Annotated in this window: 10 protein-coding genes and 1 tRNA gene; 9 read left to right on the forward strand and 2 right to left on the reverse strand. The window is 46.2% G+C overall.

Annotated features, from left to right (window positions below; all coding sequences use genetic code 11):
- Window positions 1-137: 137 nt before the first annotated feature.
- Entirely contained in the window at window positions 138-4,151 is a 4,014-nt protein-coding gene (locus tag J7E78_RS08445; RefSeq protein ID WP_215075791.1) for a S8 family serine peptidase, read from the forward strand.
- Window positions 4,152-4,268: 117 nt separating this feature from the next.
- On the opposite strand, the gene J7E78_RS08450 is transcribed toward J7E78_RS08445, so the two are convergent.
- Both J7E78_RS08450 and J7E78_RS08455 read right to left on the reverse strand, forming a co-directional pair.
- Entirely contained in the window at window positions 4,269-5,498 is a 1,230-nt protein-coding gene (locus J7E78_RS08450; protein WP_215075792.1) for a CynX/NimT family MFS transporter, read from the reverse strand.
- A gap of 373 nt (window positions 5,499-5,871) precedes the next feature.
- Window positions 5,872-5,945, reverse strand: a tRNA-Arg gene (locus J7E78_RS08455).
- 233 nt (window positions 5,946-6,178) lie between these two features.
- On the opposite strand from J7E78_RS08455, the gene J7E78_RS08460 reads away from it, so the two are divergent.
- From J7E78_RS08460 to yihA, 8 genes are all read left to right on the forward strand, one after another.
- On the forward strand, window positions 6,179-7,114 hold the full coding sequence (locus J7E78_RS08460; protein ID WP_215075836.1) for a hypothetical protein: 936 nt from the start codon (window positions 6,179-6,181) through the stop codon (window positions 7,112-7,114).
- Window positions 7,115-7,252: 138 nt separating this feature from the next.
- Window positions 7,253-8,593 carry a trigger factor gene (tig, locus tag J7E78_RS08465; RefSeq protein ID WP_215075793.1) on the forward strand — a complete coding sequence of 447 codons (1,341 nt, stop codon included), beginning with the start codon at window positions 7,253-7,255 and terminating at the stop codon, window positions 8,591-8,593.
- 367 nt (window positions 8,594-8,960) lie between these two features.
- Window positions 8,961-9,551 carry an ATP-dependent Clp endopeptidase proteolytic subunit ClpP gene (clpP, locus tag J7E78_RS08470; protein ID WP_215075794.1) on the forward strand — a complete coding sequence of 197 codons (591 nt, stop codon included), beginning with the start codon at window positions 8,961-8,963 and terminating at the stop codon, window positions 9,549-9,551.
- Between the two features lie 12 nt (window positions 9,552-9,563).
- Window positions 9,564-10,817: an ATP-dependent protease ATP-binding subunit ClpX gene (gene clpX / locus J7E78_RS08475; protein ID WP_036605887.1), complete on the forward strand. Its 1,254-nt coding sequence runs from the start codon at window positions 9,564-9,566 to the stop codon at window positions 10,815-10,817.
- 120 nt (window positions 10,818-10,937) lie between these two features.
- Window positions 10,938-12,035, forward strand: coding sequence for a flavodoxin-dependent (E)-4-hydroxy-3-methylbut-2-enyl-diphosphate synthase (ispG, locus tag J7E78_RS08480; protein WP_017692591.1), 1,098 nt, complete (start codon window positions 10,938-10,940; stop codon window positions 12,033-12,035).
- A 165-nt stretch (window positions 12,036-12,200) separates the two neighbouring features.
- Complete coding sequence (gene lonB, locus J7E78_RS08485; RefSeq protein ID WP_215075795.1) at window positions 12,201-13,958, forward strand: ATP-dependent protease LonB; 1,758 nt, start codon at window positions 12,201-12,203, stop codon at window positions 13,956-13,958.
- An 86-nt stretch (window positions 13,959-14,044) separates the two neighbouring features.
- Window positions 14,045-16,384: an endopeptidase La gene (lon, locus tag J7E78_RS08490; RefSeq protein ID WP_215075796.1), complete on the forward strand. Its 2,340-nt coding sequence runs from the start codon at window positions 14,045-14,047 to the stop codon at window positions 16,382-16,384.
- A gap of 156 nt (window positions 16,385-16,540) precedes the next feature.
- Window positions 16,541-17,197, forward strand: coding sequence for a ribosome biogenesis GTP-binding protein YihA/YsxC (gene yihA, locus J7E78_RS08495; RefSeq protein WP_215075797.1), 657 nt, complete (start codon window positions 16,541-16,543; stop codon window positions 17,195-17,197).
- The last annotated feature ends 80 nt before the right edge of the window (window positions 17,198-17,277 follow it).

Below are 17,277 nucleotides of genomic sequence, written 5' to 3' on the forward strand. Positions count from 1 at the left end.
TTTTGATAGAATAATTTACCAAGGGTCAAACTTCTTGCAGATAGGTGGTGAATTTGGAGTGCATATTGCAGATACGCACAAACGGCAGGAACCCATCATTTGGTGAGGTATTCACATTTAAAAGGAGGGGCATAGCCTTGAGTAAACGATTCTTATCCACGTTATTGAGTGTTCTGATGGTCTTTTCCATTATTCTCCCCGCGGCTGGAGCCGCTCCCGCAGATTCAGCTATTCAGCTTGAGAACATACCCAGTACGGCCGAAGCCAAACAATGGAGAGAGATTCTTGCAGGGCAAGAAACAAAACTTGCCGCAGATCCATTTTTGGATAAAAGCTTGGAAGGCCTGGGTGGAGAAAGCACCCGAGTGATCGTTGAACTTTCCAATAAACCTGTTGCAGTAGTGCAAGGTGAATCAACCCTCTCCGGAAAATCTTTTACCTCCTCTATGGAAACAAAGGCTGTGACTCAAGTTGAGCAACAACAACAGTCATTTGTACATAGCCTCACTCAGAAGAAAATCAAACATGAAGTATTGGAAAATTATGCTTATGCCCTGAATGGTGTAGCGATTGAGCTTAAAGGAAACCAAATAGGACAATTGCTTCAGATACCAGGCGTAGTCAGCGTATATCCTGACCTTGAAGTTACCATAGCGCCCGAGACAGATGAAGTGAATCCGTACATGAAAGACACAGCACCTTTTATTGGTGCACCTGAAGTATGGGATCTGGGTTACAAAGGAAATGGTGTCAAAGTGGGTGTCATTGATACAGGGATTGACTACGAACATCCCAATTTGCAAGAAGCCTACAAAGGCGGATGGGATTTTGTTGGAAACGACAATGATCCGTATGAAACAACATATCAAGAATGGAAGGTATCGGGCGAACCAGAGTTCAACGCTAATGGAAGCGCCTATTACACATCCCACGGTACACACGTAGCAGGTACCGTTGCTGCTCGCGAAGCAGGGGATTACGGAATTGTTGGCGTTGCTCCTGAAGCAGATATCTATGCTTACCGTGTACTTGGACCGTATGGCAATGGTCAAACCTCATGGGTACTCGGCGGAATTGATCGTTCTGTTGAAGATGGCATGGATGTAATCAATCTCTCGTTGGGTAACGCCGCCAACGATCCAAGTTATATTACTTCGGTAGCCTTGAATAATGCGATGCTGTCTGGTGTGACAGCAGTAGTTGCAAGTGGCAATGACGGACCTAACCGTTATACACTGGGCTCCCCGGGTGCGTCTGCAATGGCCATTACGGTAGGTAACTCCACAGGACCTAGCCAGCTGATTACAGCTGATACTCACTTCTGGATTGGTGAGGAAGGCGAAGAGACACAACCTGAACAACAACCGTTGCCAGAGGTTGAACAATCTCCTGAACTGGGTACAGCACCTGGAACAGAGGAGCCACAAACTTCAGAGCAAGGTGTACCCGCAACTGCTATTGAGGAAAGTGCAGCAGCTGTGGAGGAAGCGGTTTCTGATGAAACTTTAGTTGCTGGATCAGAACAAGATGGAATTACAGCTGAAACGCCTGTCGACGCTGAAGTTCCGAATGTAGAAGAAGCTACAACGGAAGAAAGTACTCCATCTGTATCACCTTCTGCACCAGTTGAAGCTTCTCCTGAAGCTGCCCCTGTGGAAGAAGAGTCTGTAATTGCTCCAACTGAAGCTCCACTGGCTATTACAGAGTCGGTTTACCGTCTGGATCTGATGGGCTGGAGCTTGTCGGCAGACCCTGAAACTGTTTTGACAGGGAAATATGAGCTTGAATTTGCAGCACTGGGTAAGCCAACTGATTTTGAAGGTAAGGATTTTACAGGTAAAGTGGCATTAATACAGCGTGGTGAACTCGCATTTGTAGAGAAAATCGCCAATGCTAAAGCGGCTGGAGCCGTGGCTGTTATTGTATATAACAACATTCCGGGCCCAATCGGTGTAAGTCTGGGCGATAACTTTGAACTCATTCCAACACTGAGCATGTCCAAGGAAGATGGAGATGTGATCAAGGCTGAGCTGGACGCAGGACAAGCCGTTGAAGTGAGCTTTAGTGATTTTGAACGTTCCCAAACTCCGGGCGATGAAATGAATTCATCCAGTTCACGTGGACCTGCAAAGGTAACGCTGGACATTAAACCGGATATTGTTGCACCAGGCACAAGCATTCTGTCTACGATTCCTGCCTACGGCAAGGATGAGCCAGACGCAGATTACGCACAAGCTTATGATCGTAAATCAGGTACAAGTATGGCTACACCTCATGTAGCAGGTTTGATTGCGCTGCTGATCGAGAAGCATCCGGAATGGACGCCATTTGATATCAAAGTTGCGCTGATGAACAATAGTAAAGTACTGGATACAGCCAAGTTTGATGTATTTGATCAAGGTGCAGGCCGCATTCAGGCTGTGAACACCATCGATCCTGCTGCTTTTGTCAAAGTGCTTGATGTAACTCAATACACAGAAAGTGGCGCAGTTGTTGAAAAGGAAAATATCACTGGAAGCATCAACTACGGCAATTTCCTGAGCACAGATGAAAAGACGATTACCAAAACGATTAAAGTTGAAGCGCTGAATGGTAGTGGTGGGGATTATACCGTAAATGTGAATCCAACTCGTAATGTCGCTGGTGTATCCGTTGCGGTAGACAAGAGTTCCTTCACACTGAATGGTGAGGAAGAACTTGCAGTGACAATCACCGTTCCGCGAGGGGTTACTGCGACTACAGAAGCACAAGGATACATTGAGTTCTCGAACGGAACCAATACTTTTACGGTGCCATATGTTGCTCATTTTAATGTTACGTTGAGTGGAGTTAAGTATATTGAAACCGTAAAAGGCACTGAAAAAAATCCATTCCACTATCCATTGAAGGCTGATGGTACGTTGGATACCCTTAATGTAGCGATGGAATTCTATAATCCAATGACATTTGCCCTGATTGAGATTTATGATGGTCTTAATCCGGAAGGTGGATATTATCAAGATGGTTATATCGGCTCCATCTTTGGTAACTATTTTAACTTCAATGCCAATGCAAGATACAACCTTGCTTGGGACGGTTCATATGCAGATTACACAACCGATGAAGTGACTGAGATTCCAGATGGTTTATATACGGTAGACATCACTACTATTGGTACGGACGGCAAAACTTATAAGGAAGACACTTCGCCATTTTTGGTGAAAAAGACAGCTCCGGCTGTAACTGCACCAGAAGCATTGGAGTTCAAAGAGGATGAGTCTGCTGTCCTTAATGGTAGCGTGGAAGACTTGTACTTCCGTGTTGCTCCTGCGCTTGCCAGCGGATGGAACATCACGTTTGATCCGGCCGCTTCCCTGGAAGCAACGTATGTTGTGAAAAAAGAGGATGGATCGGTTTATAAAGAAGGAGTCTTTGAAGTACAACCTGATGGTACCTTCAGCCTTCCTTTGGAGGGAATTGAAGCAGGTGATTATGCTGTTGAACTTACGGTAAAAGACCAACAGGGGCTTTCGGGCACAGCCAATACGGCACTGAAATTGCAAGCCGTGGAGACCGAACCTGAAACTCCGGCAACCAAGGCCCCAGGTACGCCTGTATTGTCTCACAATAACTGGGTAGGCAACGGCTTACCAGAGGGCGCGTATATGGTCACAATGAACCTGTGGTGGGGCGAGAACGGAACTAGCTACAAGTTATATGAGGGCGGGGTTTTGGTTGATACGCAGAAGTTGACTTACAACGCGCCTTGGGCGCAGTTTGCTCAGACGAAGATCACGGGCAAAGCCAATGGCACGTATACGTATGTGGCCGAGCTGACCAACGACAAGGGAACAACGCGGAGTCAGACGTTGACTGTTCGGGTTACCAACGCAACGCCAGGCAAAGCAGTTCTTTCTCACGATAACTGGGATGGCGATGGCAATTATAAGTTGACTATGAACCTGTGGTGGGGGACCAACGCTACAGAGTATCGTCTCTATGAAAATGATAAGTTGATCGACACGCAAGAACTCCGTGCGGTATCACCGCTTGCGCAAAGTGCTGTGACTACACTGTCCGGGAAAGCATCGGGAACGTATACGTATCGGGCAGAGTTAATTAATGCAGCCGGAGTTACCAGCACAGACACGATTAAGGTAAAAGTGAAGTAAGTTCTTCCTCATTGAAATTGATTAAATTAATGAAGGAATTGTTCTATGCATAAACGGCCTCCATCCTGATTTGCAGGATGGAGGCCGTTTTGTTTTTTTTATAAATGAATTATATGACTAACCGATCATTCTATTTTTGCTGGCCTGAATCCCTGCGATTAGCAAAGCGATGGCCAGAATGACCTGTATTAGCAACGGAAGGGTCCATCCTTTTGTCCAGTCATGAAGCATGCCGAACAGTAGAGGTCCCACTGCCGCAAGCATATATCCGAAGGACTGGGCCATACCGGACAGGCTGGCAGCTTGTCTGGCATCTTTTGTGCGAAGGACGAAGAACATCGTTACCATTCCAAATGAAGCTCCAGCACTTATTCCTGCCAACGTGACACCGATGGTAACGAGCGAAGCGATACCAGTTAACAATAAAGCATACCCGACAATTAAAGAAGAGCATGTTATCACGGTTAGAACACGCTGGTCTCGCGTTCGGCCGGCGAGGATTGGAACGATAAAGGTAGCCGGTACACTGACCATCTGCATCAGGGAGAGCATCCACCCTGCTGAGGTGGGGCTGAATCCTTGCTCAGCGAGAATCTCGGGAAGCCAGGTAATCGTTGTATAAAATATTAGAGATTGCAGACCCATAAATAAAGTGATGAACCAGGCCAGGGAAGAGGTCCGTAGACGTACAGGCGTCCCTTCACTCTGTGTGGCTATGAATAACATTCGCTGACGTCCTGCGGCGATCTGGGGGAGCCACAAGAGAAGCGCCAGTATGGACAACAGTGCCCACATGCCTAACGAAGCGCGCCAACCCATAGATGTGGCTTCTGCTACTGGCACACTCACACCTGAGGCGATGGCGCCAAATATGTTCATGGATACAGAATATAATCCGGTGACGATACCTACCCGCAATGGAAAATCACGTTTGATCAAACTTGGCAAAAGCACGTTGCTTAATGCAATGCCGCAACCCAATATTGCGGTACCTGTATATAAGGAAAGAACGGAAGGCAACAAGCGTAAGGCCACCCCGATGGTTACGATGATAACAGCCAATAGCAGAGCAGATTCGAGTCCTAACCGTTTGGCAAGACGTGGTGCAAAGGGGGAGACTGCTGCAAAGGCGAGCAAAGGAAGTGAGGTCAGAAGCCCGACCATCGTATGGCCGATACCTGTATCTGAGCGGATCATCTCCACGACAGGTCCAGTTGCTGTAATCGGTGACCTCATGGTAGCTGCGATGACGATAATGCCTGCTAATAACAGGCCGACTCTTTTGGATGTCGAAGAATGTTCTTCCTCGGTATGGATAGATGAGTGCTGCTGTATTGAAGATGACATTGATAAAATCTCCTGTTTTCTAAGAAGTTAATATGTATGGATTGTTACATAATCCACTCCGTAAGCATAACATTCTATGTCAATATTGAGCAATGAAATGAAAAAACACCCAATGGACCATACTCTCCCTGCAGTCGAGACTGCGAAGTAGTGCTAACGAAGCGAATGCTTCGACGAACCGTTGGGGTTCTTATCCCTAGAACGCAAAAAAACTCCCCGAAGGAAGTTTTCTTTTTTTACGTCCCAGGAGGGATACTCTCAATGCAGTCGAGACTGCGAAGTAGTGCTCACGAAGTGAATGCTTCGACGAACCGTTGGGGTTCTTATCCCCAGAACGCAAAAAAAACTCCCCGAAGGAAGTTTTCTTTTTTTACGTCCCAGGAGGGATTCGAACCCCCGACCGACGCCTTAGAAGGGCGTTGCTCTATCCAGCTGAGCTACTGAGACATGGATTTTTTCAAGCAAAATTGATTTTATCATATGCATACAGGAATATCAAGCATTTTATTTTAAACTGTTTTTCGTATATGATATTTGGCGGCAGTAACGTTTTTTTCATTATATTTAAGGTTATGTTAGAATATCAGGAGAACTCAAAAATAGATCAACAATCGTTTTAATATATACATCTATTTAGGTTGATCCCAACTGGAGATTCAGGATATAGAGGAGGTGCTCCCATTAAGGAATCCACGACCCGGGAAACCGAGCATAACAACAATATTGTGCTGTTTCCTAAGACGCTGGACTATTACCAGATTCAATTGACAGTTATGCTTGAAAATGAACGGTATGGTGAAGCGATGAAATTGCTTCACTTTTTGCTGCAATGTCAGGGACAGGAAGAGCGCCACTATGATGAATGGCGGGCCCTGCTAGAATGGCTTCAGGCTGCGTTCCCTCAATATGAAGAAACCTCGCCTGCCGTTGTTGAAGAACGAGAAGAGGAAGAAGAGATTAGTGAGGAAGACATGGCACGCCAGCATGCCCGAATGAAGCTTGAACAGGATGATGGCTATGCAGATAAGATGCTTCGCACAGTAATGGAGGAGCCGCTGTCTGAACAGACGATGCTGGCTCTGGAGCAACTGGCCTATCTTGATCTACCGAAGATTGACGAGGCACTTACCAGTTGGTTAAAAGATAAGTCGCTTCACCCACTGCTTCAATTCCGGGTGCTGCAAACCTTGCGTCGCCGAGGTGTTCAAGGTATGATCCTGTTTACGAGAGGCGAAGAGCAGGTTGAAGTTGAGATCGACACCGTGCCTCTTAGACCAGAGGAATTTCCGCTCCAAATCGTTCAGATTCTGGAACGAGTGGCAGATCAGACGGAGGTTCATGAACCTACGCTCTTTTATTTTGCACAGGAACTGTGGATACAATATGTCATGGCGGTGTATGGAACCCGTGATTATGTATCGATGCTGGAAGAAAATGATTCCATGACAGATATATGGGCAGCAGCTCTACATATGACCGTTGCAGACAGTTTGGGTGGTTCGCATGATGAGGAAAATACCCGCTCAATGTATGCTGTGACAGGCGCGATGCGCTTTCGACTGGAGCAAGCTTATCGTTCCATGAAACAATTTGTATCTGCCGGTTTGGATGGTTAATCGAGGCCGGAAACGTTTTCCTTAAACTGTATCAAGGGATTCCCCTTGAAAAAGAATCTAATCTTGTTTATACTAAAATGGTTATTTTGTACGTGATTGCCTACGTGAACATGTGAATTTTGGAGGGGAAAGTATACAATGAAAGCAACTTGGGAAAAGATAGAGAAGAACCTTGGGGTTCTTGAGGTTGAAGTGGATGCGGATCGTGTAACTGCAGCACTCGACAAAGCTTTTAATAAAGTGGTTAAACAAGCAAACGTACCTGGATTCCGTAAAGGTAAAGTACCACGTTCCATCTTCGAAGCACGTTTTGGTGTAGAGAGCCTTTATCAAGAAGCAATCGACATTTTGCTTCCTGAAGCTTATACAGAAGCAATCGACCAAACGGATATTTTCCCGGTTGATCGTCCTGACGTAGATGTTGAACAATTCGCTAAAGGACAAACATTCAAGTTCAAAGCAAAAGTAACTGTGAAACCTGAAGTTACTCTTGGTGAGTACAAAGGAATCGAAGTTGCTGTAGCAAAAGGTGAAGTAACTGACGCAGAAGTGACTGAAGAACTTGAGCGTCTTCAACAACGTCACGCTGAACTCGTTGTAATCGACGAAGGTTCCGCTGCTAACGGCGACGTTGCAGTAATCGACTTCGACGGTTCCGTTGATGGTGTACCTTTCGAAGGTGGACAAGCTGAGCGTTATTCTCTGGAACTGGGTTCCAACACATTCATTCCTGGATTTGAAGAGCAAGTTGTGGGTCTGTCCACAGGTGACTTCAAAGACGTAGAAGTGACTTTCCCAGAGAGCTACCATGCAGCAGAACTTGCTGGCAAACAAGCGGTATTTAAAGTGAAGATTCACGAAATCAAACGCAAACAGCTTCCTGCATTGGATGATGAGTTTGCTAAAGATGTTAGCGAATTCGACACACTTGAAGAGTACAAAGCTGACCTGAAAACACAATTGGAATCCCGTAAAGCTGACGAAGCCAAAGCTGCACAAGAAAATGCAGTTGTAGAAAAAGTGGCTGAGAACGCTGAAGTGGACATTCCAGCTGCAATGGTTGACAGCGAAGTACAAAACATGATGCGTGATTTCGACAACCGTCTGCGTAACCAAGGTATGAACCTTGAAATGTTCCTGAGCTTCTCTGGCCAGACTCAAGCTGACCTGAGAGGACAAATGCAAGAAGATGCTTCCAAACGTGTTCGCAACAACCTGGTGCTTGAAGCTGTAGGAAAAGCGGAAAACATTGAAGTATCTGATGAAGAAGTGAATCAAGAACTCGAGAAAATGGCTGAATCTTACAAGCGTCCTGCTGATGAGATCCGTGGCATCCTCGAAGGTAATGGTTCCCTGGACAGCCTTCGCGATGAAGTGAAACTGCGTAAAACGATTGACGTTCTTGTTGAGAACAGCACAGTTGTTGAACCAGTTGAAGCTCCAGCTGAAGAAATTGTTGCCGAAGCTAACGAAAAATAAGACAAGCTGTAGTTGAATAAACGATAAGGCACGTGAATTATTGCGTGCCTTATTTTTAAATTACGACATCCATTTTATAGAAAATGAAGTGATTATATGGATGAAAAATAATTTTATTGATCTGTGTACACTTTTTACATACCTATGGACTCCATGCAAATAAAAAACGGCAAGACGGCATAGGATGGCTTCAATTTGCACATACATAGAAAACATGGTTAAATATGATCAGGCTAAAAAAGTAAACAAACGGATGTTTGACCCTTCTTGTGAAAAATGACATTGTCACAGGAAAGTGTTAGAATGAATTTGGGTTTGCTTTAGAAGTGGCCTATGTCTAATTACATGTAGAAAAGAGGTTGGTCTCATGAGTCTGGTGCCAATGGTTATAGAACAAACCAATCGAGGCGAGCGGTCTTACGATATATATTCACGTTTGCTGAAAGATCGCATTATCTTTCTAACCAGTGCGATTGATGACGATGTAGCCAATCTTGTCATAGCACAGCTTTTGTTTTTGGCAGCCGACGATCCTGAGAAGGATATCAGCTTGTACATTAACTCACCTGGTGGTTCTGTGACCGCAGGGATGGGTATATACGATACGATGCAATTTATCAAGCCGGATGTATCTACCATTTGCGTAGGGATGGCAGCAAGCATGGGCTCGTTATTGCTGACAGCCGGTGCACCTGGCAAGAGATATGCGCTGACAAACAGCGAAGTAATGATTCATCAGCCGCTTGGCGGCATTCAAGGACAGGCTGCGGATATTAAGATACACGCAGAATGGATTATTAAAACACGTCAGAAACTGAATCAAATATACGTCGATCGTACGGGTCAGCCTCTTGAGAAAATTGAGCGGGATACAGACCGTGACTTCTTCATGGGCGCTGAAGAAGCTAAGACGTACGGCATTATTGACCAGGTGCTCAGTAGACCGATCAATTCCTAAAGGGGTGGTTTCATGTTTAAATTTAACGATGAGAAAGGGCAACTGAAATGCTCTTTTTGCGGTAAATCTCAGGAGCAGGTACGTAAGTTGGTCGCTGGACCAGGTGTGTACATTTGTGATGAATGTATCGAACTTTGCACCGAAATCGTTGAGGAAGAACTCGGTCATGATGAAGAAGTAGACCTGAAAGATATTCCGAAACCAAAAGAAATTCGTAATATTCTGGATCAATATGTTATTGGACAGGAACAAGCGAAAAAATCATTGTCTGTTGCGGTGTATAATCACTACAAACGGATCAACACACAAAGCAAAATTGAAGACGTTGAATTGTCAAAGAGTAACATTTTGCTGTTAGGACCAACAGGTTCTGGTAAAACGTTGCTTGCGCAAACGATGGCAAAAATTCTGAATGTTCCTTTTGCTATTGCTGATGCTACGTCATTAACAGAAGCGGGTTATGTGGGTGAGGATGTAGAGAATATCCTGCTCAAACTGATTCAAGCTGCTGACTATGATGTGGAAAAAGCAGAGCGTGGCATTATTTATATCGATGAGATTGATAAAGTAGCGCGTAAATCCGAAAACCCATCCATTACTCGTGATGTATCGGGCGAAGGTGTACAACAGGCTCTCTTGAAAATTCTTGAAGGAACTGTGGCTTCTGTACCACCACAAGGTGGTCGTAAACATCCTCATCAAGAATTCATTCAGATCGATACAACGAATATCCTGTTCATTTGCGGCGGTGCCTTTGATGGTCTGGAGCAAATGATCAAACGCCGGATCGGTAAAAAAGTCATTGGCTTTAATACTGTTTCTGAGCAAAAAGATCTGAAACCAGGTGAATACCTGGGTATGGTATTGCCGGAAGATTTGCTGAAATTTGGTCTGATTCCGGAATTTGTAGGCCGTCTGCCAGTCATCTCCACATTGGAGCCGCTGGATGAAGATACGTTGGTACGGATTCTTTCCGAACCAAAAAACGCGCTTACCAAACAGTACCAAAAACTGCTTGAGCTGGATAATGTGAATCTGGTATTTGAACCAGCTGCATTGCTCGCGATTGCAAAAGAAGCAATTAAACGTAACACAGGTGCACGTGGATTACGTGCCATCATTGAAGGTATCATGCTGGAAATCATGTATGAAGTGCCTTCACGTGAAGATGTTACGAACTGTGTCATTACCGAAGAAGTTGTTGAGAAAAGAGTCGTGCCTGAACTAAGCCAATCGAAGGACGATAAGCAGGAAGAGAGCGCCTAATAATGGCCTGAATCCCGTTGAACTCTGAAATATAGACTTGTCAGTTCTCCACTTTGGCAGAAGGCGAATTCATGTCTCTGTCAGGGTGGAGCTTTGACGTTGTGGGGAGAGAAATCACTCATGTATTTAAGACAGGATACACGTCCCGTGAAAGTGGGAAACGTAACGATTGGTGGCAGTAACGAAGTCATTATCCAAAGTATGTGTACAACCAAAACGGCAGACGTTGAAGCAACGGTTGCAGAGATTCTGCGACTCGAAGAAGCGGGCTGTCAAGTGGTACGTGTCACGGTGAATAATGAGGAAGCTGCCGCAGCCATCAAGGAAATCAAAAAACGCATTAATATACCGCTCGTAGCGGACATTCATTTCAACTATAAGCTGGCTTTACTTGCGATTGAGAACGGCATCGATAAAGTTCGGATTAATCCAGGTAACATTGGTAAACGTGCGAAAGTGGAAGAAGTGGTTAAGGCTTGTAAAGACCGCGGCATTCCGATTCGGATTGGAGTAAATGCAGGGTCTCTGGAAAACCATCTCCTTGAGAAGTATGGGTATCCTACGGCAGATGCTATGGTAGAAAGTGCATTGTATCACATTGGTATTTTGGAAGAGCTTGATTTCCATGATATCATCGTGTCTCTCAAAGCATCAGATGTACCGATGGCGATTGAGGCGTATACCAAAGCAGCTCAAATCATTCCGTATCCGTTGCATCTCGGAATTACCGAAGCAGGTACACTGTTCTCCGGTACGATCAAAAGCTCCGCAGGTATGGGCGCTTTATTGTCCATGGGTATTGGTTCTACGATGCGGATCTCACTGAGTGCGGACCCGGTAGAAGAAATCAAGGTTGCTCGTGATCTGCTCAAAACATTTGGACTCATCACAAATGCAGCCACATTGATCTCCTGCCCAACGTGTGGACGTTTGGATATCGACCTGTTCTCCATTGCCAACGAAGTGGAAGAGTATATCTCCAAACTGAAGGTGCCGATTAAAGTATCGGTGTTGGGTTGTGCGGTTAATGGTCCAGGTGAGGCCAAAGAAGCGGATATCGGAATTGCCGGTGCTCGTGGAGAAGGTCTCTTGTTCCGTCACGGCAAGATGATTCGTAAAGTGCCTGAAGAAATCATGGTTGAGGAATTAAAAAAAGAGATCGACAAAATCGTCGAAGCTTACGAAGAGACAGGTGTTATTCCTGGTCGTTCGCACTGATTGATTCATATCTTGTTACACCAAAAGCTCGCCAGCGATGGCGGGCTTTTTATATTCTCGTATACAAATTCCACATTGCCCGTTTACGTCTCGTTGAAAAGGCTATACTACCAAGTATTAGCATGATCTCATATGAGAATAGGGACAGAAGGAGGATGTTGAGACATGGGTGATTTCGGAATGTTCATAATGTTGATTCAGTTATTTTTTGGAGTGGTGATTGGTTTGTATTTCTGGAACCTGCTGCGTGGTCAGAAAACAAACCGCAGTGCCGTTGAGCGAGAATCTCGCAAGGAACTGGAGAAGCTGCGCAAGCTGCGTTCGATCTCACTCACCAAGCCGCTGTCGGAGAAGACGCGTCCCGCAACCATTAACGATATTGTTGGGCAAAAAGATGGGCTACGTGCCCTTAAAGCTGCATTATGCAGTGCGAATCCGCAACATGTTATCATTTATGGCCCGCCCGGAGTTGGGAAGACAGCTGCTGCAAGAGTTGTGTTGGAAGAGGCCAAGAAGAATCCATCTTCTCCTTTCAAACCAGACGCAAAATTCACGGAGCTGGATGCAACAACAGCCCGTTTTGATGAGCGTGGGATTGCGGACCCCTTAATTGGTTCGGTTCATGATCCGATATATCAGGGAGCAGGAGCCATGGGCGTTGCTGGTATTCCCCAACCAAAACCGGGCGCTGTGACGAAAGCGCATGGAGGAATGCTTTTTATTGATGAAATTGGTGAATTACATTCGATTCAGATGAATAAGCTGTTGAAAGTGTTGGAGGATCGCAAGGTGTTTTTGGAGAGTGCGTACTATAACTCGGAAGACACGCATACTCCTGCTTATATCCACGATATTTTTCAAAATGGCCTGCCGGCCGATTTCCGCCTTGTTGGAGCAACGACACGTTCGCCTCATGAATTGCCACCAGCTTTGCGTTCACGCTGCATGGAAGTTTATTTCCGTCCTTTGTTGCCTGAGGAGATTGGGCGAATTGCCGAAGATGCTGTGCAGAAAATAGGGTTCAGTCCATGTCCGGATGCCGTTGATGTGGTCAAGCGATATGCAACCAATGGACGTGAAGCGGTCAATATCATCCAGCTGGCTGCTGGACTTGCGCTGACAGAGAAGCGTGAGACGCTTCAGGCGTCCGATGTGGAGTGGGTGGCGGGTAGCAGCCAGATCCAGCCACGGCCTGATCGGAAGGTCCCTTCACAGCCGCAGGTGGGGTTTGTTAACGGCTTGGCGGTATATGGACCGAATATGGGAACCATTTTGGAGATCGAAGTGTCTGCTGTTCCGGCTCTTAAAGATCAAGGCCGAATCAACATTACAGGCGTTGTGGATGAAGAAGAGATTGGAGGCGGTTCGCGTACACTCCGGCGAAAAAGTATGGCCAAAGGCTCGGTTGAAAATGTGTTAACCGTATTAAAAGCCATGGGTATTCGTCCGAATGATTACGATTTACACGTGAATTTCCCAGGCGGGACGCCTATTGATGGTCCATCCGCCGGGATTGCGATGGCGACTGCCATTACATCAGCCATTCAGGGACGCCCTGTGGATCATGAGACAGCGATGACTGGCGAGATCAGTATTCATGGTCGGGTTAAGCCTATTGGTGGCGTGCTGGCCAAGGTGGAGGCTGCCTTTCAGGCAGGAGCGAAGACCGTTATAATTCCCGCGGAGAATTGGCAGTCCATTTTTGAGAATCTGGATGGCTTGCGCGTTATCCCGGTAGATACGGTAGAGGACGTATTCCGTGAAGTGTTCGCCTGGGTTCCGGAATCACAACAGATGGAACAAACGAAGCTTGCAGAGGAGACAGTTGCACCTGCACCGGAGATTTTTCCACCGGCATCCGCTTCCTATTTGCGTGCGGACGTGCCTCGTACAGGACAGGTTACAGATTCGGGAAGCTGCTAAGCGCTTCCCTTCATTGGTTTTTTATGTGAACATTTGATAGAATAATGAATGACTACAACCTGAGAGCCATTGGAGGTGCGAAAGCGATGGGACCGAGCAAAGCGAAAGGTCGTCGTTTTCCTTTACTGCCTTTAAGAGGACTTCTCGTCTACCCGAGTATGGTACTGCATCTCGATGTGGGCCGGGAGAAATCGGTCAAGGCTTTAGAAAAAGCGATGGTAGAAGAACATCTGATTCTCCTATGTTCCCAAGCCGAAGTAAATATTGAAGAACCAACACAAGAAGACATTTTCAGAATCGGAACCGTGGCCAAGGTCAGACAGATGCTGAAGCTTCCGAACGGTACGATTCGTGTACTTGTGGAAGGCTTGGAACGGGCTGAAATTATTGAATATACGGACAACGAGGAATATTACGAAGTGCTGGCACGGGAACTGCCTGAAGAGGAGAATACTCATCCGGAGACGGATGCCTTGATGCGTACTGTTCTGAACCAGTTCGAGAATTATATTAATCTGTCCAAAAAAGTGACACCAGAGACACTTGCAGCGGTGTCTGACATTGAAGAACCAGGGCGGCTGGCTGATGTTATCACGAGTCACCTGTCCTTGAAGATTAAGGATAAACAGGAAATTCTGGAGACCATCGACGTTCGGGAACGTCTGGAGAAATTGCTGGATATCCTGAACAATGAGCGCGAAGTGCTGGAGCTTGAACGCAAGATCAGCCAACGTGTGAAGAAACAGATGGAGAAAACGCAGAAGGAATATTATTTGCGCGAGCAGATGAAAGCGATCCAGAAAGAACTGGGTGAAAAAGAAGGCCGTGCGGGTGAGGTCGAGGAACTTCGCACTCAGATGGAAGAACTCGGCTTGCCGGATAAGGTGAAAGAAAAGGTCGAGAAAGAAATTGATCGACTGGAGAAAATGCCTGCAAGTTCAGCCGAGGGCGGAGTCATTCGCAACTACGTGGATTGGCTGCTTGGCCTTCCTTGGAGTCAGATGACAGCGGATGATCTGGATATCCAAAAAGCCGAAGATGTGCTCAATGCAGATCATTACGGATTGGAAAAGCCCAAAGAGCGTGTGCTTGAATATCTGGCTGTCCAGAAGCTCGTCAAGAAGCTTAAAGGGCCAATTCTCTGTCTGGTTGGACCTCCAGGGGTCGGCAAAACATCACTTGCTCGTTCAATCGCCAGATCGCTAGGCCGGGAGTTTGTAAGAATATCTCTTGGCGGCGTGCGTGATGAAGCCGAGATTCGTGGTCACCGACGCACCTATGTAGGCGCCATGCCTGGGCGTATCATCCAGGGGATGAAAACGGCAGGTTCACTGAATCCGGTATTCCTGCTGGACGAGATTGATAAGATGGCTTCAGACTTCCGCGGAGATCCTTCCGCAGCGTTACTTGAGGTGCTTGATCCGGAACAGAATAATACGTTTAGTGATCACTTTGTAGAATTACCGTTTGACTTATCCAACGTTATGTTTATAACAACTGCCAACACGGTGCACAATATTCCGCGTCCATTGCTGGATCGGATGGAAATGCTCAACATCCCAGGTTACACGGAGCTGGAGAAGCTGCAAATTGCGAAAAACTATTTGTTGCCCAAGCAGAAGAAGGACCATGGTCTGGAAGAAGAGCAACTGGAAATCCCGGATGACGTGCTGTTGCGTGTAATTCGTGAATATACACGGGAGTCCGGTGTGCGTAATCTGGAACAGCAGATGGCATCCTTGTGCCGGAAAGCTGCGAAGAACATCGTATCCGGTGTGGAAGGTCAGATCAACATCACATCAGATGAACTCAAAGACTACCTTGGACCTGGTAAATTCCGTTATGGCATGGCCGAACTGGAAGATCAGATTGGTACCGTAACAGGTCTGGCGTGGACTGAAGTGGGTGGAGATACCCTTGTTATTGAAGTGACTGTTGTACCAGGAACAGGTAAATTGACTCTTACGGGTAAACTGGGGGATGTCATGAAGGAGTCGGCGCAAGCCGCATTCAGTTACACCCGTTCCAAAGCTACACAGCTCGGGATCGCGCCTGACTTCCATGAGAAGAACGATATTCATATCCACGTTCCGGAAGGAGCAATTCCGAAGGATGGCCCATCTGCCGGGATTACGATGGCAACAGCGTTAATCTCAGCCTTGACGAACAAACATGTCTCCAAGGATATCGCCATGACCGGTGAAATAACGCTGCGTGGACGTGTACTGCCGATTGGTGGTCTGAAGGAAAAATCACTGGCAGCCCATCGTGCCGGCTATAAAAAAATATTATTGCCCAAGGATAACGAACGGGACCTGCGTGACATTCCAGACAGCATCAAGAAAGATGTGGAATTTGTCCCTGTAGCCCATATGGATCAGGTGCTGAAACATGCACTTGTAGAGCAGACAGGAATTCACCTGTAATCCACGCATCCAAAAGGTTCGTATGAAGAGTAGACCGTTCTGCGGAGGCTTCGGCGTCCGCTGGAACGGTTTTTTTGGTATGATAGAACAATCCATGGCATAATACCTTCAACAGGTGATGCATAGCACAGGCGTTCAAGAGAGGAAAGATACAATATGAAAGTAAATCAATCTGAATTTATTATCAGTGCCGTTCGGCCTGAACAATACCCCGAGGACGGTCTGCCAGAGATTGCTTTGGCCGGACGCTCCAATGTGGGGAAATCTTCCCTGATCAACCGTTTGATCAATCGTAAAAATTTGGCTCGGACGAGTTCAACACCGGGTAAGACACAGCAGCTGAACTATTATAAAATTAATCAGGATCTCTACTTCGTCGATTTCCCGGGTTATGGCTACGCTAAAGTTTCCAAAGAGCAACGTTTTGCCTGGGGCAAAATGATGGAGAAATACTTGCTCGGACGTGAGGAATTGAAACTGGTCATGCAGATGGTGGATATGAGACATGAGCCATCCAAGGATGACAAGATGATGAATGAATGGCTTCGTCATAATGGATTGCCTTTGGTTGTCGTAGCAACCAAGATGGACAAGATTCCAAAAACGCGCAGAGCGAAACATATCAAAGTTATAAAGGAATCACTGGGTCTTCGCTCAGGGGACTTGTTTGTACCTTTTTCATCGGAAGAGGGATTGGGAAAAGAAGAGTTATGGGACATTATTACCCGCCATGCCCGCATAGATAAGTATGCACCAGTTCTGGATGCAGAGGGTGCTTCTGATGAGGAAGAAACCAACGAAATTAACGGATAACCGAGATAGTATACCGTTTTAGTGCAGGAAAGTGAGCATGCTGAGTGAATCATTAATGAGATCCAGATTAATCCGGTTTT

Source organism: Paenibacillus polymyxa (genome assembly GCF_018614975.1).
Taxonomy (GTDB): Bacteria; Bacillota; Bacilli; order Paenibacillales; family Paenibacillaceae; genus Paenibacillus; species Paenibacillus polymyxa_E.

What these genes read in the sequence shown, in the direction of transcription:
- tig (WP_215075793.1), top strand. Translation starts at nt 7,253, where the DNA reads ATGAAAGCAACTTGGGAAAAGATAGAGAAGAACCTTGGGGTTCTTGAG.
- ispG (WP_017692591.1), top strand. Translation starts at nt 10,938, where the DNA reads ATGTATTTAAGACAGGATACACGTCCCGTGAAAGTGGGAAACGTAACG.
- lon (WP_215075796.1), top strand. Translation starts at nt 14,045, where the DNA reads ATGGGACCGAGCAAAGCGAAAGGTCGTCGTTTTCCTTTACTGCCTTTA.
- clpP (WP_215075794.1), top strand. Translation starts at nt 8,961, where the DNA reads ATGAGTCTGGTGCCAATGGTTATAGAACAAACCAATCGAGGCGAGCGG.
- J7E78_RS08450 (WP_215075792.1), bottom strand. Translation starts at nt 5,498, where the DNA reads ATGTCATCTTCAATACAGCAGCACTCATCTATCCATACCGAGGAAGAA.
- clpX (WP_036605887.1), top strand. Translation starts at nt 9,564, where the DNA reads ATGTTTAAATTTAACGATGAGAAAGGGCAACTGAAATGCTCTTTTTGC.
- lonB (WP_215075795.1), top strand. Translation starts at nt 12,201, where the DNA reads ATGGGTGATTTCGGAATGTTCATAATGTTGATTCAGTTATTTTTTGGA.
- yihA (WP_215075797.1), top strand. Translation starts at nt 16,541, where the DNA reads ATGAAAGTAAATCAATCTGAATTTATTATCAGTGCCGTTCGGCCTGAA.